The sequence below is a fragment of the Shewanella sp. c952 genome (assembly GCF_019654975.1).
Lineage (GTDB): Bacteria > Pseudomonadota > Gammaproteobacteria > Enterobacterales > Shewanellaceae > Shewanella.
On the sequence record NZ_BPEW01000004.1, the window covers coordinates 87369 to 108183 of the forward strand.

The 20815-nt window shown below is 43.1% G+C and carries 15 protein-coding genes; 8 read left to right on the plus strand and 7 right to left on the minus strand.

What is annotated here, in order from left to right:
* Positions 1 to 80 precede the first annotated feature (80 nt).
* Positions 81 to 2696, plus strand: a complete 2616-nt coding sequence (adhE, locus tag K5R16_RS04815; RefSeq protein ID WP_220736406.1) for a bifunctional acetaldehyde-CoA/alcohol dehydrogenase — start codon at positions 81 to 83, stop codon at positions 2694 to 2696.
* A gap of 73 nt (positions 2697 to 2769) precedes the next feature.
* On the opposite strand, the gene K5R16_RS04820 is transcribed toward adhE, so the two are convergent.
* Positions 2770 to 4944 carry a malate synthase G gene (locus K5R16_RS04820; RefSeq protein ID WP_220736407.1) on the minus strand — a complete coding sequence of 725 codons (2175 nt, stop codon included), beginning with the start codon at positions 4942 to 4944 and terminating at the stop codon, positions 2770 to 2772.
* Between the two features lie 205 nt (positions 4945 to 5149).
* A complete protein-coding gene (locus K5R16_RS04825) occupies positions 5150 to 6100 on the minus strand; it encodes a LysR family transcriptional regulator (protein WP_220736408.1) in 951 nt (316 codons plus the stop codon).
* 110 nt (positions 6101 to 6210) lie between these two features.
* Here K5R16_RS04825 and K5R16_RS04830 point away from each other — a divergent pair, with 110 nt between their 5' ends.
* On the plus strand, positions 6211 to 7791 hold the full coding sequence (locus K5R16_RS04830; protein ID WP_220736409.1) for an isocitrate lyase: 1581 nt from the start codon (positions 6211 to 6213) through the stop codon (positions 7789 to 7791).
* A 521-nt stretch (positions 7792 to 8312) separates the two neighbouring features.
* A complete protein-coding gene (locus K5R16_RS04835; RefSeq protein WP_220736410.1) occupies positions 8313 to 8879 on the plus strand; it encodes a prepilin-type N-terminal cleavage/methylation domain-containing protein in 567 nt (188 codons plus the stop codon).
* Positions 8880 to 8959: 80 nt separating this feature from the next.
* Here the strand turns inward: K5R16_RS04835 and K5R16_RS04840 are convergent, their stop codons facing one another.
* From K5R16_RS04840 to K5R16_RS04850, 3 genes are all read right to left on the minus strand, one after another.
* Positions 8960 to 9277, minus strand: coding sequence for an antibiotic biosynthesis monooxygenase (locus tag K5R16_RS04840; protein ID WP_220736411.1), 318 nt, complete (start codon positions 9275 to 9277; stop codon positions 8960 to 8962).
* A gap of 134 nt (positions 9278 to 9411) precedes the next feature.
* A complete protein-coding gene (locus K5R16_RS04845) occupies positions 9412 to 11463 on the minus strand; it encodes a S9 family peptidase (protein WP_220736412.1) in 2052 nt (683 codons plus the stop codon).
* A 247-nt stretch (positions 11464 to 11710) separates the two neighbouring features.
* Positions 11711 to 13231, minus strand: a complete 1521-nt coding sequence (locus tag K5R16_RS04850) for a fumarate hydratase (protein ID WP_220736413.1) — start codon at positions 13229 to 13231, stop codon at positions 11711 to 11713.
* A gap of 178 nt (positions 13232 to 13409) precedes the next feature.
* On the opposite strand from K5R16_RS04850, the gene pabB reads away from it, so the two are divergent.
* Both pabB and K5R16_RS04860 read left to right on the plus strand, forming a co-directional pair.
* Positions 13410 to 14909 (plus strand): aminodeoxychorismate synthase component I, encoded by a 1500-nt coding sequence (gene pabB / locus K5R16_RS04855; RefSeq protein ID WP_220736414.1) that lies wholly within the window; start codon positions 13410 to 13412, stop codon positions 14907 to 14909.
* Positions 14910 to 14913: 4 nt separating this feature from the next.
* Positions 14914 to 15516: a CoA pyrophosphatase gene (locus K5R16_RS04860; protein WP_220736415.1), complete on the plus strand. Its 603-nt coding sequence runs from the start codon at positions 14914 to 14916 to the stop codon at positions 15514 to 15516.
* 94 nt (positions 15517 to 15610) lie between these two features.
* Here K5R16_RS04860 and K5R16_RS04865 read toward each other — a convergent pair whose 3' ends face one another.
* On the minus strand, positions 15611 to 15946 hold the full coding sequence (locus K5R16_RS04865; RefSeq protein ID WP_220736416.1) for a hypothetical protein: 336 nt from the start codon (positions 15944 to 15946) through the stop codon (positions 15611 to 15613).
* Positions 15947 to 16098: 152 nt separating this feature from the next.
* Here K5R16_RS04865 and asnS point away from each other — a divergent pair, with 152 nt between their 5' ends.
* The gene (gene asnS, locus K5R16_RS04870) at positions 16099 to 17499 is read left to right on the plus strand and encodes an asparagine--tRNA ligase (protein WP_220736417.1); all 1401 of its coding nucleotides are present in this window, start codon (positions 16099 to 16101) and stop codon (positions 17497 to 17499) included.
* Positions 17500 to 17835: 336 nt separating this feature from the next.
* On the opposite strand, the gene K5R16_RS04875 is transcribed toward asnS, so the two are convergent.
* Complete coding sequence (locus K5R16_RS04875; protein ID WP_220736418.1) at positions 17836 to 17982, minus strand: hypothetical protein; 147 nt, start codon at positions 17980 to 17982, stop codon at positions 17836 to 17838.
* On the opposite strand from K5R16_RS04875, the gene hyaA reads away from it, so the two are divergent.
* Both hyaA and hyaB read left to right on the plus strand, forming a co-directional pair.
* A complete protein-coding gene (hyaA, locus tag K5R16_RS04880; protein ID WP_220736419.1) occupies positions 17973 to 19109 on the plus strand; it encodes a nickel-dependent hydrogenase small subunit in 1137 nt (378 codons plus the stop codon). The two genes, K5R16_RS04875 and hyaA, sit on opposite strands and share 10 nt — an antisense overlap.
* 2 nt (positions 19110 to 19111) lie before the next feature.
* Positions 19112 to 20815 carry a nickel-dependent hydrogenase large subunit gene (hyaB, locus tag K5R16_RS04885; RefSeq protein WP_220736420.1) on the plus strand — a complete coding sequence of 568 codons (1704 nt, stop codon included), beginning with the start codon at positions 19112 to 19114 and terminating at the stop codon, positions 20813 to 20815.

The window sequence follows — 20815 nt, forward strand, 5'->3', positions numbered from 1 at the left end:
ATTTTTCTTCATGGATGCAGAACAAACACTGAAAATGGTTAGCAAAATAAGTTTTGCTAAATTTTTTTAGGACACACACTATGACAGTTACTAACGAACAGGAACTCAATAATCTGGTAAGCAGAGTCGTTGAAGCTCAGCGACAATTTGCCGATTATAGTCAAGAGCAAGTCGACGTGATCTTTAGGGCTGCCGCCCTCGCCGCTGCAGATGCTCGGATCTCGCTAGCGAAAATGGCTGCAACAGAGACTAGGATGGGCGTACTTGAAGACAAAGTGATTAAAAACCATTTCGCCTCTGAATATATCTATAACAAGTACAAAGACGAAAAAACTTGCGGGATCCTATCTGAAGATCCAACCTTTGGTACCATTACAATTGCTGAACCAGTCGGGTTAATTTGCGGTATTGTGCCAACCACGAACCCAACATCTACTGCAATATTTAAAGCACTAATTAGCTTAAAAACGCGAAATGGTATTATTTTTTCACCTCATCCAAGAGCTAAAAACTCAACGACCACTGCCGCTAAAATAGTGTTAGAAGCAGCTGTCGCAGCTGGCGCGCCCAAAGATATTATCGGCTGGATAGATGAGCCATCAGTCGCACTTTCAAACCAGTTAATGACCCATGCCGATATCAACCTTATATTGGCAACTGGCGGCCCAGGTATGGTCAAAGCGGCCTACTCTTCTGGTAAACCTGCTATTGGTGTTGGTGCAGGTAACACTCCAATTGTCATTGATGAAACTGCAGACATAAAGCGTGCCGTTAGCTCCATATTAATGTCAAAAACCTTTGATAATGGTGTGGTCTGCGCATCAGAACAAGCCGTTGTCATTGTTGATGAGATTTATGATGTCGTCAAAGAACGTTTTGCTAGCCATGGAGGTTATGTACTGAACGCTGCTGAAACGGCTGCAATGCAAGACGTTATCCTTAAAAATGGTGGTTTGAATGCTGATATCGTTGGCCAAAGCGCTGCGACCATCGCGAAAATGGCTGGCATTGAAGTTCATCACAGTACTAAGGTACTGATTGGAGAAGTCAGTAATATCGACCAAGCAGAAGCCTTTGCCCATGAAAAACTATCGCCACTATTAGCGATGTATCGAGCAAATGATTTTGAAGATGCAATGGATAAAGCTGAAGCGTTAGTCACTCTTGGCGGTATTGGCCATACATCTGGCTTATACACAGATCAGGACACTCAAGTTGATCGCGTAAAAGCATTTGGCTTTAGAATGAAAACCGCACGTATTTTAATTAATACACCCGCATCTCAAGGCGGAATCGGCGACTTGTATAATTTCAAGCTTGCTCCCTCTTTGACCTTAGGTTGTGGATCATGGGGTGGCAATTCAATTTCAGAAAACGTTGGTCCAAGTCATCTAATTAACAAAAAAATGGTCGCTAAAAGGGCTGAGAATATGTTGTGGCATAAACTTCCATCATCCATTTACTTCCGTCGTGGTAGTTTACCGATTGCGTTAGAGGAGCTTTCTGATAAAAAACGTGCTCTTATCGTGACCGACAAGTACCTATTCAACAATGGTTATTGTGATGAAACGATAAAAATCCTCAAGAGCCAAGGATTGGAAACAGAAGTTTTTTACGATGTAGAGGCTGACCCGACGATGCAAATTGTTGAGCAAGGCGCAAAGGTCGCACATAGCTTCCAGCCAGATGTCATCATCGCGCTAGGTGGCGGTTCACCAATGGATGCTGCAAAAATCATATGGGTAATGTACGAACATCCAGACGTTGACTTTGCCGATCTTGCACTCCGCTTTATGGATATTCGTAAACGTATCTACAAATTCCCTAAGTTGGGCAAAAAAGCCAAGATGGTTGCGATACCAACAACATCAGGAACTGGATCTGAAGTGACCCCTTTTGCAGTGGTCACAGACGAAAAAACCGGAATGAAGTACCCTATTGCAGATTATGAATTAACGCCAAATATGGCTATTGTTGATCCTAATTTGGTAATGGATATGCCCAAATCACTCACCGCTTTCGGTGGTATTGATGCAATTACTCACGCATTAGAAGCCTATGTAAGCGTAATGGCAAACGAGTACAGTGATGGTCAAGCACTACAAGCATTGGATCTGTTATTCACACATTTACCAGATTCCTATGAGCACGGTGCCAATGCCCCATTAGCCCGCGAAAAAGTACATAACGGCGCAACGATAGCGGGTATAGCATTTGCTAACGCTTTCCTCGGTATTTGTCACTCTATGGCACATAAGCTAGGTGCAGAGTTCCACTTAGCACATGGCTTAGCAAACGCGCTGCTCATCAGTAATGTTATTCGTTTTAACGCGACGGACATGCCAACTAAGCAAGCCGCTTTTAGTCAATACGATAGACCTAAAGCATTGTGTCGTTACGCAAAAATTGCTGAGTACTTAAAACTTGAAGGCACCATCGGTGAAGGCATTACAGATGAAGAAAAAGTCGAGGCTCTACTTAAAGAAATTGATGTTATCAAGGAGAAGATTGGCATTCCAAGCTCAATCCAAGCTGCAGGAGTCAACGAAGCCGACTTCATCGCAAAGCTAGACGAACTCGCTGAAGATGCATTTGATGATCAATGTACCGGCGCTAACCCTCGTTACCCACTTATTGCGGAACTAAAGCAGGTTTTACTCGCGAGCTATTACGGTAATGACTACAGCGATGAATAAGTAAAACACAGATATATAGTTTTCATAAAAAAGCCTTAACAGCTCGCTGTTAAGGCTTTTTTAATCTAACTTGCTAAAGTGCTAAGCTTTTTGCCTTAATACGATAGGCATGTAATAAAGGCTCTGTGTATCCAGAAGGCTGAGTGGTTCCTTCAAATACAAGATCGCAGGCTGCTTTAAATGCGATGCTATCGAAAGCTGGCGACATATTAATATAGCTACTATCACCTTTGTTCTGCTGATCGACAATAGCGGCCATCTTTTTAAGTGCGGCCATGACTTCTTCTTCAGTACAAATACCATGTGTCAGCCAATTAGCTAAATGTTGAGAAGAGATCCTTAACGTTGCCCTATCCTCCATCAACCCGACGTTATTAATGTCAGGAACCTTGGAGCAACCTACGCCTTGATCAATCCAACGTACTACGTATCCCAATATGCCTTGTGCATTATTTTCCAACTCAAAAGTCTTTAACTCTGCAGATAGCTCTGATGGATTCTCCATTAGTGGGATGGTGAGTAGATCATCTAAACTCGCTCTAGCACGACTTTTTAGTTCATTCTGTACATCCTTTACATTAATCTTATGATAATGCGTCGAATGTAAAACTGCGCCATTAGGCGATGGAACCCAAGCGGTATTGGCACCAGCTAAAGGATGGCCAACCTTTTGCTCAAGCATGGCAGCCATTTCATCTGGCATTGGCCACATACCTTTACCTATTTGAGAACGTCCCTGCAGACCGCACCCTAACCCAATATCCACATTCCAATCTTCGTAAGCTGCAATCCACTTTTGCTGCTTCATTTTTGATTTTGCAACAAACGGTCCTGCTTGCATTGAAGTGTGGATCTCATCGCCTGTTCTGTCTAAAAATCCTGTATTAATAAAAACCACTCTTTCAGAGGCTGCACGAATACACTCTTTGAGGTTGACTGTGGTTCGGCGCTCTTCATCCATAATGCCGACTTTAATAGTGTTGCGGGCAAGCTTGAGCGCGTCTTCAATGCTTGTAAACAACTCACAAGTAAACTTAACTTCTTCTGGTCCATGCATCTTTGGCTTTACAATGTTAATTGAGCCCTTACGGCTGTTACTGCGATTGCTGTGACCTTTAATATCATGCAACGCTGCAAGCACGGTAAACATACCATCTAAGATCCCCTCAGGCACCTCTTCACCCTGCTTATCTAATACAGCATTGATAGTCATCAAATGACCCACGTTGCGAACAAACAATAAACTGCGACCTGGTAGTGTTATTTGTTGACCACTTGGCGTGGTATAACCTCTGTCATCATTGAGCTCTCGAACAATCTCTTTGCCATTTTTAGCTAACGTAGCGGTTAAGTTTCCCTGCATTAACCCAAGCCAATTACGGTAGATCTCGACTTTATCCTCGGCATCAACAGCAGCCACTGAGTCCTCACAATCCATAATAGTAGTAATTGCCGCCTCAACGAGAAGATCGCTGACTCCTGCTTTATCACTTTTACCAATAAGACTCGCGGCATCTATTTGGATCTCAATGTGGAGACCATTATTCTTTATTAAAATAGCATCTGGCGTCTTAGCATCACCCTGGTACCCCGCAAAACGCTCAGGATTAACAAGTTGAGTTTCGGAACCATTTTCAAGTGATATCTTTAATTGACCACCTTCAACGCGATATGTTGTTACATCGGCATGAGAGCCTTGAATTAATGGTGCTGCCGTATCAAGGTGCTGCTTTGCAAAAGCAATCACTTTAGCGCCGCGAAGCGGATTGTAGGTTTTGCTTAACTCAGCCCCATTAGTTTCTGAAATCGCATCAGTACCGTATAAAGCGTCATACAAACTGCCCCAACGTGCGTTGGCTGCGTTTAGAGCAAATCGGGCATTTTTAACTGGTACTACAAGTTGTGGACCTGCCTGGTCAGTGATTTCTGTATCTACATTTTCGGTACTAATCGAAAAACCTTCCCCTTCAGGCACTAAATAACCGATATCAGTTAAGAAGGTTTTGTACGCCGCTAAGTTAAAATCTTGACCCTTATGGCCAACATGCCATTCATCCAATTGATGTTGAAGCTGTTCTCTCTTTTCCAATAAGCTACGGTTAATAGGTGCAAACTCGGCAACAAGCTCTTCAAACTTTGTCCACACGGTTTCTGCGGTGATCCCAATATCTTGGCAAATCTCATCTTGCACCAGCGCCGCTAACTCTGAAGCAACCTTTAACCCACCAATTTGAATATACTTAGTCATTTGTTGTCCCTCTTAATCCTTTGCAAAGTCCTACTGAACACTTAAGTCCATTTACTAACTACACCTAATTGGCGTTATATTCTTTAGCCTATATCAAGCAAGCTTCATTTATCTAATTTATAACGATAATGCTCACTATTCACCGCGGTTATGACTAGTGGCTTTTTGGTGTAAAAAAACATCATAATGGTACAAATTGTTCAAGTTACACTTTACCGCGACTAAAGCTATCAGCCGTTTGTGTAATGAGTTGTCGCATCCATTTATGTGCAGGATTGTGTTGTAGTAGTGGGCTCCAAGCCATTGTCAGTGCAATAGGTTGAATAATAAATGGCGGAGCAATAATGCTTACTCTGTCGTTATGTTCATGTTGTCTTGCCATCTTGCTTGGTATGGTTGCGATCAAATCTTGTTGTTCTGCCAACAAACAGGCTGCTTGGTAATGTCGTGTAAATACGGTGATTCGCCTTTGTACTCCGATACGAGTTAATGCCTCATCAACCCAGCCTAACCGTTGCACGTCATCAGGGTTCATTCCAACACCGACACCCATCCCTGTTTTACTAACCCAAACGTGTTTCGCCTCAAGGTAGCTATCGAGGGAGAACTTTTCTAATACAGGATTAGTCTTACTAATCAAACAACTAAAGTCATCACTCCAGAGTACTTTTTGATGGAATGATTGTGGAATGCTGTCGAAACGGTTGATCACCATATCGACTCTTCCTTGTTCTACATCAGGGAAACTAACATCACTTGGGGTCATGATATCTAAAATTACATTTGGCGCTTCAGTACGAAGCTTTGCAATAAGCGGTGGAATTAGCGTCGCTTCAGCATAATCACTTGCCATTACACGGAACACTTGTTCGCTTTCAGCAGCATTGAATTTGGCTCGTGGCTGAACGGCTTTTTCTAACCCAATAATTAGTTCGCTTATTGTTGGCTGCAACTCTTGCGCCCTTTCTGTGGGCGTCATCCCCTGACTGGTCCTGATCAACAAGGGATCATCAAATAATGTCCGCAACCTTTTTAGACCATTACTCATTGCTGGCTGGCTGATCCCAAGCTGATCCGCCGCCTTTGTAACATTTCGTTCACGTAGCAATACGTCTAAATAAACTAATAAATTCAGGTCAATACGAGATATATTCATAAGATAAATACCGAGAATAGAAACTATAAATTAGACTTATTTAACCAAATCTAACTAATATTTTCAACGTAATCAATCGCCGCTAATCATATTGTTAAAGGAATATACACATGACAGACTACAGAACTAACATCGATGAAGCCGCTACCTTGATTAATGCAGAAGGTAGTGCATGGAATGCAATCAACCCAGAATCAGTAGCTCGTATGCGTCTACAGAATCGTTTCAAAACTGGGTTAGATATCGCTAAATATACTGCAAAGATTATGCGCGAAGATATGGACAACTACGATAAAGATTCATCGCAGTACACCCAGTCTCTCGGTTGCTGGCATGGCTTTATTGGCCAACAGAAAATGATTTCGATTAAAAAACACCTACTAACGACTAAGCGTCGATACTTATATCTTTCAGGCTGGATGGTTGCAGCGCTTCGCAGTGAGTTTGGTCCCCTTCCTGACCAATCTATGCATGAGAAGACTTCTGTAGCCTCTCTGATTAAAGAGTTATACACCTTCCTTCGCCAAGCTGACGCTCGTGAACTTGGTGGCTTATTTCGCCAGCTAGACGCTGCTACAGCAGCAGACAAGCCAGCAATTCAAGCAAAAATAGATAACTTCGAAACTCACGTAGTACCAATCATCGCAGATATTGATGCTGGTTTTGGTAATGAAGAAGCGACGTACTTAATGGCGAAGCAGATGATTGAAGCTGGTGCTTGCTGTATTCAGCTTGAAAACCAGGTATCTGACGTTAAACAGTGTGGACACCAAGACGGTAAAGTGACCGTACCGCACGTTGAGTTCTTAGCAAAAATTAACGCTGTCCGTTATGCGTTTTTAGAACTTGGTATTGATGATGGCGTAATCGTTGCGCGTACCGATTCATTAGGCGCTGGTCTCACACAGAAAATTGCAGTTACAAATGAAGCGGGTGATTTGGGCGACCAGTACAATTCATTCCTAGAAGTGGAAGCAATTGACGCTGCCAACTTAGCTAACGGTGATGTGGTATTCCAGCAAGGTGGAAAATTAGTCAAGCCTTCACGTTTACCTAATGGACTATTTAAGTTCCGCGCTGGCACAGGTGAAGAACGTTGTGTACTCGACTGCATTACTTCACTGCAAAATGGTGCGGACTTACTATGGATTGAGACTGAAAAACCACATGTTTCTCAAATTGGTGCCATGGTCAATGAGATCCGTAAAACCATTCCAAATGCCAAGCTAGTTTATAACAACTCGCCATCATTTAACTGGACACTAAACTTCCGTCAGCAAGTATTTGATGCGATGGAAACAGCGGGACAAGATGTTTCTGCTTACAACCGTGACCAACTGATGAGCGTTGATTACGATTCTACTGAACTTGCCATTCAAGCTGATGAGAAAATCAGAACCTTCCAAGCCGATGCGGCACGTGAAGCGGGAATTTTCCATCACCTTATTACACTACCGACATACCACACAGCAGCGCTGTCTACTGATAACTTGGCTAAAGAGTACTTCGGTGACCAAGGTATGCTGGGCTACGTAGCGAATGTTCAACGTAAGGAGATCCGTCAAGGCATCGCTTGTGTTAAACACCAGAACATGGCCGGTTCAGATATGGGTGACGATCACAAAGAGTATTTCTCTGGTGACCAAGCATTGAAAGCATCTGGTAAAGACAACACCATGAACCAATTTTAGTCTCTGTCGTCTTTGGATTTGCTAAGTTTTTGAAGTGGACTTAGCCCCAAGGTGAGCTAACTCTAAAAGGCCTGCATTATTTTGCAGGCCTTTTTATTTATTTAAACAAACCAGTTGTATTGATTGAATGCAGAATATAACTATGCTTTTGAACAATATAATTCACAGCATTTAATACCCATAAATCACAACATAACAGTGGCATAGAAATTCCCGCCCTGCTCCACCTATGCCCGAGAAAAATAACAGCTCAATTTTTTCATCAAAAGATTCCAGTTCATTCTCAGTTTAGATTGAGTTATTGCGACCTTAGTGACTCATATAATTACTATATCGCTAGCGTCTTACAGTTAAATAAAGTGAACCGTTAACAAGCCTAAAATTTGCAGCTTTTGCTAACGAATAAAACGTGACGAAGTTAACACTTCCCAAAGACATGTATCAATATGCTACAGGGTTAACTTGTTGCATTAAGCCAAAGTCGTTAGGCTGCGAGCAACTTAAACCTAGTAAGTAACAGCATGTCATTTAAGTGCAAATCTCCTTCAGGATTCACCTTAATCGAATTGGTTATTGTCATCATTATATTAGCTATATTAGCTATCGTTGTAGCGCCTAAAATGTTGAGTATTAGTTCAGACGCTAAAGCCGCTGACGTGCGCTCGCTTGCTGCTTTGATTACCACTCAAAACAGATTAGCCTTTGCAAAAAGTAACCTAGCTAATATTGAGACGTTGGAAGGATGTAGCTACCAATGTGGTAACAACCCCAATTGGGATGTCCCTGTCGGTGAGTACTACATTGACGTCAGTGGCACCCGTTTATATGTGAGTTTAGGTTATCCTATTGCTCCGTTGTCTTCATCAAGTACCGTTAATACCAATTACCGTACTGTTTTTGGTATAAATGAAGACCAATTTTTTATCACCATTGCCCGCACAGAAAACTCTGCAACAGCGATAGTGCCAGCGGTATCAAAAAATAAGTTAACTGAGATCGAAAATGGCGAGTACCGCTGTCACGTGGTTTATAGCGCACCGACAAAATCTCGACGTTATTCGGTTACGGCTTACACTGAGGATTGTTAGCATTCATACAAATAAAAGACACACTAAGTACAGCTAAGACCTAGGTAGCTGACATTATTGCTTGAGTAACATACTTTGGCTTACAAAAAGTAGTCACGCTCGACTTTACTTATTCTCAACGCAAATTCACTATACCAGCGCGTTTTGCCAATCGCTTGAGCGTGCAAATGTTCTGCATTTTGCTTCCAAGCTTTAATGGCTTCCAATGACTGCCAGTAGGAGACCGTAATGCCTAACTCTTCTCTAGCTGACTCAATACCTAGAAAACCCGATTGGCCCGCTGCTAAGGCTTCCATTCTGGCCCCCATGGCTGCATAACCTTCAGTATCGTTAGATAATCGCGAGGTAAACACAACGCAGTAATACGGTGGATTAGGTGTGTTAGCGAGTGTAGCCATAATTATCCTTTTATATCCATTGGCTAAACTATAGTTGAGCCAATACATCACATTTAACGAGAAGCAAAAAGCGATGCTAAGCGTTTAGAACAAAAAAAAGCCAGAACATCAGTTCTGGCTTCTCATTTTGACTGTTACTTCTCAGTCCAGCGATCCATCCAACCGAGAACGTTGTCGTACCATTGCTCTAAGTTGTCTGGGTTTAAGATCCAATGATTCTCATCTGGGTAGACGAGCAATTCAGATGGGATCCCTTTACGCTGCATAAAGGTAAATGCTGCTAAACCTTGGCCATAAGGTACACGGAAGTCTTTCTCTCCGTGAATGACCAACATAGGAGTCTGCCAGTTATCTACGTAGTTGACTGGGTTAAACTTTTCATACAGCTCTTTGTTCTTAGCATACGTACCACCGAACTCATATTCAGGGAACCAAAGTTCTTCAGTTACGTAATACATTGAGCGCATATCAAATAGACCAGCATGGTTAACTAGACATTTAAAACCATCATTCCAGTTACCTTGGATCCAGTTCATCATGTAACCACCGTATGAACCGCCTAACGCACAAGCTCTATCGCCATCTAACCATTTTTGTTGTTTGGTGACTGCAGCAAGACCTTTCTGTAGATCTTCAAGTGGCTTGCCGCCCCAATCTTTAGTAATTGAATCGGTAAATGCTTGACCATAACCCGTTGAACCATGGAAATCGATCATCACTACGCCATAGCCAGCGCCAGCCCACAGTTGAGCATTCCAACGGCTACTGAATGAGTTACCGAATGATCCCTGTGGACCACCATGAACCAAGAAAGCTATCGGGTATTTCTCGCCTGCTTTATAGTTAGATGGCTTAATCCAGTAACCATAAACCTCTTCGTTGTTCCAACCTTTAAAGCTAAACTGTTGATACTCACCAAACTTTATCTCAGCGAGTTTGTCTTTGTTGATCTCAGTGAGTCTATTTAAGTTTTCACCGTCTAAATTAATAGAGTAAAGATCGCCAGGCTCAACCAGAGACTTTTTACTAAACACTATCTTGTCAGCATTAATGCCAACGACACTGTTGCTACCTTCGTTATAGATAGTTTTTACGTCACCAAATTGAGTGTTCACTTCAAATATTGAAACTTGTCCTACATCTTGTGCAGTCACGTAAAGTGTTTTGTTATCTTTACCAAATGCCAAAGAGTGTGGGCTACGATCCCACATAGGTGCCACTTCTTTCTCTTGCCCTGTTACCGTATCACGTAACATTATGCGGTAGCGGTCAGCTTCAAAGCCAGGTTTTGTCATTGCTAAGTAAGCTAAATAACGCCCATCAGCTGAGTAAGTCGGGTGTGCATCCCACGCTTTATTAGATTCAGTAAGGTTTTTTGCCTCACCGCCATTAACACTCACTTTCCATAAGTCATAGTTGGTGATCCAAGCTTGGTCTTTACTTGGTGCTTTCGCGCTATAAACTACATACTTTCCATCTGGTGTGAATGTGACTTCTTCCATACCTGAAAATGGTTTTGGCGGTGTTTCAGTGTCTAGACCTGCTGTAACATCTATCGCAGTCGTTACTTTTTCACCATTTAACTTGGCAACAAACAGATGGCTTCTTGAATGGTCATTCCAAGTATCCCAGTGTCTCACCATCAACTCTTTATATTCCCTGCCTGTTGAGGTGCGAGCAGCCTCTGCTTCAAACTTCTCTTTCGAGCAGTTTAAATCTTTACACTCAGGAAAAACACGCATATTAACGACAGCTTGAGTGCCGTCATTAGAAAGCTTGAAGCCTTCTACATCGAGCGGGAAGTCAGAAACCTGTTTAGCTTCGCCACCGTCGAGCGCAAGCTGGTATAGCTGGCTAGAACCATTACGTGCTGCTAGAAAATAGATACTTTTATCATTTGGCCCAAAAGCAACACTGTGCTCTGTGCCTGAAAATTGTGTAATTTGTTTTGCAGGGGCAGTATTTGAAGTTAAATCCTGAATATAAAGGTCTGAACTGCCCTTCCCGTCTGCATCAACATTTTTCACTGCATAAACAACTTTTGTGCCATCGTTCGACAGTACAGCTGAGTGTAGTTTGTTGATTTTAACTAATTGTTGAACACTGAAAGGCTGAGGACTAGCGGCTTGAACGCTAAATGCAGCGCCCACTGACGCTAACGCCAGTATGATTGCAGTTTTTTTCATGGTATTTATCTTATTGTTATGTTTAAAAGAGTCTTACCGCGATTAAACGGTATTTTTATCCCAGAAGCGATACAGCACACTATCCAAAATAAATGGCTTAAGCAATACGTTTAAGCCATTCAGATGGTGTCCAAACTTTACCGGTCTAAGTTAACCAAGCTTCAATGAAACTGATTAGATGATAAGTTCAGCAGCCACTTTTATCTTCCCGAATACGAGCAAGTGGTTTTCAAAAAGCGTTCATGATTTAGCTATTTAATTTTACTTTCCAAATAGCAGGGCCGGTATCGTGAGCATTTACACCTTCAGAATCGACAGCCACTGTCACTGGCATATCCTTAACATCAAACTCGTAAATAGCTTCCATACCAAGGTCTTCAAAAGCAACCACACGTGACTTTTTAATCGCCTTAGACACAAGATAAGCAGCACCACCTACGGCCATTAAGTAACATGACTTGTGCTTCTTAATAGACTCGACGGTTGCAGGACCACGCTCTGCTTTACCAATCATGCCCATAAGGCCAGTCTTATCTAGCATAAGGTCAGTAAATTTATCCATGCGCGTAGCAGTCGTAGGACCTGCTGGGCCAACAACTTCGTCGCCAACAGGATCAACGGGTCCAACGTAATAGATAAACTTACCTTTAAAGTCCACCCCTTCAGGCAGTCCTTCACCACTTTCAATTAAGCTTTGAATCCGTTTATGGGCTGCGTCTCTACCGGTCAGCATTTTACCGCTGAGTAACACAGTATCGCCGCTCTTCCATTGCTGCATCTCTTCTTGAGTCACTGTATCTAAGTTCACACGGCGAACACTTTCACCCACTTCCCATGTTATTTCTGGCCAATCTTCTAAAGAAGGTGGTGTAAGATCAGCAGGTCCAGATCCATCTAGATGGAAATGCACGTGGCGTGTCGCGGCGCAGTTAGGGATCATCACAACGGGTTTTGATGCCGCGTGAGTTGGCGCTGATTTGATTTTAATATCTAATACAGTCGTTACACCGCCTAGACCTTGAGCACCAATACCTAATTTATTGGCACGGTCAAAAATCTCTAGACGTAACTTCTCGTCTGTTGTTTGCGCGCCACGCTCTTGTAACTCGTGAATATCAACAGGGTCCATCAATGACTCTTTTGCCATTACTGCAGCTTTCTCTGCTGTTCCGCCAATGCCTATACCTAGCATTCCAGGTGGACACCAGCCAGCGCCCATTGTCGGCAACGTTTTCTCTACCCAGGCCGCAATATCATCTGATGGGTTTAGCATCACCATTTTAGATTTGTTTTCTGAGCCGCCGCCTTTAGCTGCTATGGCGACATCTACTTGATTGCCGGGAACCATTTCAACATGCACAACTGACGGTGTGTTGTCTTTGGTATTTTTACGGCCACCAGCAGGATCTGCAACGATTGATGCTCTAAGCGGATTATCAGGATTGGTGTAAGCGCGGCGTACACCTTCATCAACCATCTCTTGCACTGTTAAGTCAGTCTTATCCCATTGGACAGCCATACCAATCTTAACAAAACAGGTCACAATACCGGTGTCTTGGCACAGTGGACGTTTTCCTTCCGCCGACATACGTGAATTGATCAAGATCTGTGCAATCGCATCTTTAGCAGCAGCACTTTCTTCACGCTCATAGGCATCAGCCATTGAGTCAACGAAATCTTTTGGGTGATAATAGGAGATATATTGCAGGGCATCAGCAACGCTTTCGATTAAATCGGCTTGCTTGATTACAGGGACTACTTTGCTCACAGACACTTCCTTTTTAACAGACACTTATTTTGATAACCGATACATCCTGTTAATTAACCAAGATGTACGCTCCAGCAGCCTTAATGGCTTGTGTGTTTTGTTTTTATAACTTGTGTGAGCAATATGATACTCTTTCGCGACTTTGAGTGAAACATCACATTTTAGATAGGGTTAATAGATGAACAATATGGCGCCTAAATCCGTTTATTCGATGCGTCTTGATTGGAATTTGACCACTGAAACCGTTTTCAGCCTTTTTTCCGACTCTCCTTGGGCTATTTTGCTCGATTCTGCTAATGCTGATCACGTTGATGCAAAGTACGATGTGATCTGCGTTGCGCCAATCGCAACTTTAACCAGCTACGAATCCTATAGTCACATCACGCAATCATCAAATAGAGAAGCATTGTTTTCGCTACACAGTGGTTCCGAAAATGAATGGCTTAATATTGATAAATATTTAGATGACCCATTTGAACTGTTAAACAAAACTATGTCTGAGTTGTTCCCTACCGCCAAGCAGAGCTCATTGCCTTTTTCTGGCGGTGCGATGGGTAGCTTTAGTTATGATCTTGCGCGTAATATTGAAAAACTGCCAATCAGCGCTGCGGACGACATAGCACTACCCAAAATGAATATTGGCTTTTATGACTGGGCGCTGGTATTTGATTATCATCAAAAATGTTGGTCGTTAGTCCATTACCAAAGCCAGCAAGCATTAACCAAGGTAAAAAAACAACTTGATCGCTTTATTGCACAACAAGCCAATGAAACAATCGAGAAGCACTCGGCGAGTCAAAGTAAATTTGCTGGTAATAGGTTTAAATTAACCTCAGCTTGGGAAAATCAAATTGATGATTGTGACTATCAACAAAAATTCAATCAAGTACAACAATACCTTCAAAGCGGTGACTGCTACCAGATCAACCTTACGCAAAGATTCAGCAGTCACTATCAAGGTGATGAATGGCAAGCTTACCAAACATTAAGGCAAAGTAATGCCGCCCCTTTCTCTGCTTTCATGAGGCTACCTAAGCACGCAGTGCTATCGATATCACCTGAACGTTTTATCTCGCTAACAGGTTCAAAAATTCAAACAAAGCCCATTAAAGGGACCATGCCTAGAGATAGCGATCCTGCTGTCGACAATCAATTAGCACATGAACTTGCTAGCTCTGAGAAAGATCGCGCCGAAAACCTGATGATTGTTGATTTACTTAGAAACGATATAGGTAAAGTCGCGACAGCGGGTTCTGTCTCTGTTCCGAAACTTTTTGATATCGAGAGTTTTCCTGCCGTGCACCATCTTGTAAGTACTGTTACCGCCACATTAAAGCCATCTCTTAATGCTAGCGATCTGCTAAGATCGTGCTTTCCCGGTGGATCGATTACAGGCGCCCCCAAGATCCGTGCGATGGAAATAATTGAAGAGCTTGAACCCTCTCGCAGAAGCCTTTACTGTGGTTCTATTGGTTATATTAGCCAAGACGGGAATATGGACACAAGCATTACTATCCGAACCTTAGTGGCGCAAAATAATAATGATAACAATGTTATCTACTGTTGGGCTGGCGGCGGGATTGTTGCCGACTCTAAGGTTGAGGCTGAATATCAAGAAACTTTTGATAAGGTAAGTAAAATCTTACCTGTACTCACTAATATGAATCAAGAGGCTTAAGCTCATGGACTTAGTGGATTTTAGGCTAAGATTTAATCTCCACTCTTTACCCAAAGCCCATCATTTCCCCTCCTCGCTGCCGTTCGAAGTAAAGCAACCGTTGCGTAAAGCAGCAGTACTAGTAGCACTTAGCAATTATAACGGTCAGCTTGAACTCATTCTAACGCGTAGACCTAGCCATCTACGCCAACATCCTGGCCAAATCAGCTTTCCAGGAGGCAAAGTTGAAAAGTTTGATCTGAGCTTTGAAGATACCGCTTTAAGGGAAGCTCATGAAGAGATTGGTTTACCTAATAAGCATGTCGAAGTGATTGGCTTGTTGCATGACCATAAAACCTTTACCGGTTTTGATATTACTCCAGTTGTCAGCATTATCTCTGAGCCGTTTACTCCGGTGATTGATCCCGGTGAAGTGGATGAACTTTTTACCATCCCGCTTTCATTCTTGCTCAACAGTAATAATCGTCATATACAGTATTTTAGTCGAGGCGGTATTGAGTACCCAGTGCATTTTATCCCCTACGGTCGATATTTCATCTGGGGGGCGACGGCAGCGATGATAGACCAATTGTGCAGACTCCTGAGCCACGATAAATCACTTTGTTAGTACGAGATAAAACAATTGCTCTAAACAACAATACGCTCAACACACTGTTGCCCCTTTGCAGGCTTATAGAGAAAGCTAATGATAGTCGTCAGCCTTAGACCACGAAGCGTATATAGAGACCAGCCGCTAAAGAGCATAAAAATAATAACGGTATATTGATCCACCAGCCAAGGCGGCTATGAGTAGCGATATAATAATTGAAACCCAAATTGATAAAACTGACCAAAGCACACCACCAAACAATATCCGCCAGTAATACCGTTTGTACCGGATCCCATTCAAGACGAACCTCGGCACCTTTGCTTTTAAGGTAACCAATTGCAGTATCCGGTCTTGCTTGATCAAATAACATCAGTGCATATATTGCTAGCGACCAACCGACAATCGACATTGTGGTCAGTAGATATTGGAACACTTTCAGCTTTTTCATCAATACTATCCGTAGTTTTAGCGCTATTTTTAAAAACAATACCAAGATCCAGACCAACTTACCTTACTTTCCACTTGAGAAAAGCTTGTATCAAGGTAATATGAACGACCAAATTTTATATTTAAAACGTTTCGTTGGAGAACTAAGCAACAATGAGCATTACATCTGTCGCTTCTGTGTTTAAAGGTGACTTTGCGATTGGTTCGCAAATCACAGTACGTGGCTGGGTTAGATCCCGCCGCGATTCTAAGGCAGGGATATCATTCCTCGCTATTTATGACGGTTCATGCTTTGACCCTATTCAGGGCGTAGTACCGAATAATTTAGAGAATTACGACAACGAAGTGTTAAAGCTTACTGCGGGTTGTTCTGTCATTATGACCGGTGAAGTTGTTGAATCACCAGGTAAAGGCCAAGCCTTCGAAATGCAAGTAACCAATGTTGAGGTTGCAGGCTGGGTAGAAGATCCTGATACTTACCCTATGGCTGCTAAGCGTCACTCTATCGAGTACTTACGCGAATTAGCACATCTTCGCCCGCGCACTAACATCATCGGTGCTGTCGCCCGTGTACGTAACTGTTTATCACAGGCGATTCATCGCTTTTATAATGAACAGGGTTACATCTGGGTATCTACTCCGTTGATCACTGCGTCAGATACTGAAGGTGCTGGCGAGATGTTCCGTGTTTCAACGCTGGATCTTGAGAATTTACCTCGTGATGACAAAAACGCCGTTGATTACAGCGAAGATTTTTTCGGTAAAGAATCTTTCTTAACAGTATCAGGCCAGTTAAACGCTGAGACCTATGCATGTGCACTATCTAAAGTTTACACATTCGGACCTACGTTCCGTGCTGAAAACTCAAACACCAGTCGCCACCTTGCCGAATTCTGGATGGTAGAGCCTGAAGTCGCTTATGCTGACTTGGACGATGTAGCAAAACTTGCTGAAGATATGTTGAAATACTGCTTTAGAGCGGTATTGGCTGAGCGTCGTGATGATCTTGAGTTCTTTGCCCAGCGTGTTGAGAAAACGGCTATTGATCGTTTAGAAGCGTTTGTAACCAGTGATTTTGCACAGATTGATTACACTGACGCTATCGAAATTCTTAAAGCTTGCGGTAAGAAGTTTGAGTACGATGTTGAATGGGGTATTGATCTTCACTCAGAACACGAACGTTACCTTGCCGAAGAGCATTTCAAAGCGCCAGTTGTCGTTAAGAACTATCCAAAAGATATCAAAGCATTCTATATGCGTTTGAATGATGATGGTAAAACCGTTGCAGCAATGGATGTTTTAGCACCAGGTATTGGTGAAATCATCGGTGGCGCACAGCGTGAAGAGCGTTTGGACGTTCTCGACGCTCGTCTTGCTGAAATGGAGCTTAGCCAAGAAGATTACTGGTGGTATCGTGATCTTCGTCGTTACGGTACTGTTCCTCATGCTGGATTCGGCCTCGGTTTTGAGCGTTTGGTTTCTTATGTAACAGGTGTGTCTAACATCCGTGATGTGATCCCATTCCCAAGAGCGCCAAAATCAGCGAACTTCTAAAGCTCGTTTGATATTCGCTAGTTATTAAAGCCTCTATTATTAGAGGCTTTTTTTGTGCCTTAGCTAAAGTGTTGCCTCTTCAATCTGTTCTTTGTAACCACGCTTACACAGTCCTCATGGAATAAACCGGAACATTCACCAGTAGAATGTATTTATGCGTTAGATTGCCATTTCTTATCTGACAACTCTAACTACATAACTGATCATTTATTTAGCAAATCCTAAACCCATTTCGCAACAAATAGATTACATAAAATGCGATATACGTGACCCGCGTCACAGTTGATTTGCTGCAGGGACATTCTGTCCTTTTCCCTTATAAATAAATGATCTAGCTCAAGGACGCATAACCTGCCTACTTGCCAGCTCCTCAAACTCCATTAAACCTTGACGCATATCAATATTTTCACTCTTTTTGAGGCCTAGACTGATGATGTTGAGCAAATTACTTTCAAGAATAATAAGGTTTAACCATGGAAACACACGAAGCCCTATATCAGCAAGGTGTGGCGCGAATGGAGCAATTACGTCAATTGCAACCTCGTCATAGCGAATCACTGAAAGACAAGATGCTACAAAATGGCATTAGTCGTCGAGACTTTATGAAGTGGAGTGCATCTGTGACTGCGATGCTCGCCCTCCCACTGCCTTTTAGTACATTAGTTGCAGAAGCCGCAGAGCTTGCTAATCGCGTCCCGCTTATTTGGTTACATATGGCAGAATGCACCGGTTGCTCAGAATCACTGATCAGAACGGATACACCAAACCTAGATTCACTAATTTTCGACCATGTCTCGCTCGAGTATCATGAAACACTGATGGCCGCTGCAGGTTGGCAAGCAGAAGAAAACTTAGAACACGCATTAGAAACCTATAAAGGCAATTATTTACTTGCGGTAGAAGGCGCTGTCCCTACTGCAAATAACGGTGCTTACTTAACGGTTGGCTGTAAAGGGCATACCGGTCTCCATATTGTTAAAGAAGCTGCTGCAGGCGCTGCAGCAATTATCTCTGTTGGAACCTGTGCAGCGTTTGGTGGCGTACAAGCTGCTTCTCCAAACCCAACTGGTGCTAAAGGTGTTTATGAAGTGGTTAATAAGCCAGTCATTAACCTAGGTGGTTGTCCACCAAGCGAAAAGAACATTGTGGGTACACTCATGTATTTCATTATGTTTGGCAAACTTCCAGCGTTAGATATGTTTAACCGTCCAAAATGGGCCTATGGCGCGCGAGTACATGACAATTGCGAACGTCGTGGTCGCTTTGATGCCGGTGAGTTTGTTGAGGAGTTTGGTGACCAAGGTGCAAAAGATGGTTACTGCTTATATAAAGTGGGTTGCAAAGGCCCTTATACCTATAACAACTGCCCAACAGAGCGCTTTAACCATCACACTAGTTGGCCAGTATTAGCTGGACATGGCTGTATGGGCTGCTCTGAGCCTAATTTTTGGGATGACATGGCAGACTTTGAAAAACCACTAGGTAGACAACTACTACACGGCTTAGACGCCACCACCGATACCATAGGTGCTGTAATTTTAGGTGCCACCGCAGTCGGTATCGGTGCCCATGCAGTCGCCAGTGTCTTTGCCAAATCTGAAGAGGAATAATCATGAGTAAACGTGTAGTTATCGATCCTATCACTCGTATTGAGGGACACCTGCGAGTAGAGGTAGAGGTTGACGAGAATAATGTCATTCAAAAAGCCTGGTCCTCTTCTACTCTCTGGCGTGGTATTGAGGTGATCTTAAAAGGTCGCACTCCTATGGATGTTGGCTTAATCGTACAGCGGATCTGTGGTGTTTGTACCTACTCTCATTATCGCTGTGGTACAGAAGCGGTAGAGAACGCACTTGGTGTCAAAATTCCACTTAACGCTAAGTACCTTAGAAGCTTGATGCAAACTTCGCTCAACATGCATGATCATATTGTGCACTTCTATCACCTACACGGCTTAGATTGGGTAGACGTGGTTTCAGCGTTAAGTGCAGACCCTGCACTTGCTGCGCAGGTAGCGCTTAAATATACAGACAATCCAATTAGTGCAGGCGAAGGTGATCTACGCGCTGTTCAAGAGCGAGTAAAAGGATTAGTTGAAACGGGTAAGCTGGGTCCTTTTGCCAACGCTTATTGGGGCAATAGCACCTACAGGTTTACTCCTGAGCAAAACCTAATTGCCTTATCTCACTACCTTAAAGCGCTAGAAGTACAGCGAATTGCAGCAGAAATGCTCGCTATCTTTGGCGGTAAATCTCCTCATCCACAGTCTATCGTAGTCGGTGGTGTAACTTCAGTACGTGACATGTTAAGCCCTGCTCGCCTGCAGGAGTGGAAACAAAAACATGCCATCGTTAATGATTTCATTATTCGCGCGTATAAAGCAGATGTTGTCATGGCAGCAGAAGCGTTTGGGTCAGAGCCTAGTGTACTTGGTGGCGTTAACGTTAAGAACTTCCTAGCAACAGATGACTTTATACTTGGTGATGGGCAGTACATGTTCAACCAAGGCGTGATCATGAACGGCGACTTAGCTGGCGTTAGTGATTTGAACCCTGAGCTTATTAAAGAAGATGTGACTCACGCTTGGTATAAAGCAGATGGTGCACAACATCCTTATGACGGCACAACGGTCCCCGACTATACAGGCTTTGTCGAAAGAGACACCGTTTACGGTAAATTACCGACTGTTGATGGTGACGGCAAGTATAGCTGGGTAAAATCTCCCCGTTATCAGGGCGAGCCCGTTGAAGTGGGTCCTCTTGCCTGTTTGTTAGTTAGCTATGCACGTGGTAACCAAGTTGTCGTCGATGCAGTCAATGGACTACTTGCAGCTACTGGTCTTCCTATTGAAGCACTATTTACGACTCTAGGCCGCACCGCCGCACGTATGCTGCAAACTGTAATCGTTGCAGAAGAAGGCTTAAAAACCTTCGATGCCTTACTGACCAATTTGCAGTCGGATGAGTCTACTTACACCAAACCAGAAATTGATAGCAATAAAGAGTATGTTGGCCACGCCATGATTGAGGCACCGCGCGGCATGCTAAGTCATTGGATCCGCATCAAGGGTGGCAAGGTCGAGAACTACCAAGCAGTTGTACCAACAACGTGGAATGCTGGACCGGTTGATGGTCAAGGCAAAATGGGTCCTTACGAGGCTTCACTCATTGGCTTGAAACTCGAAGATCCAACCAAACCTTTAGAAGTCATTCGAATCATTCACTCTTTCGATCCTTGTATGGCTTGTGCTGTACATGTGATGGACTACAAGGGTACGAATTTGGGTGAATTTAAAATCGATCCCAACGGATTCTAG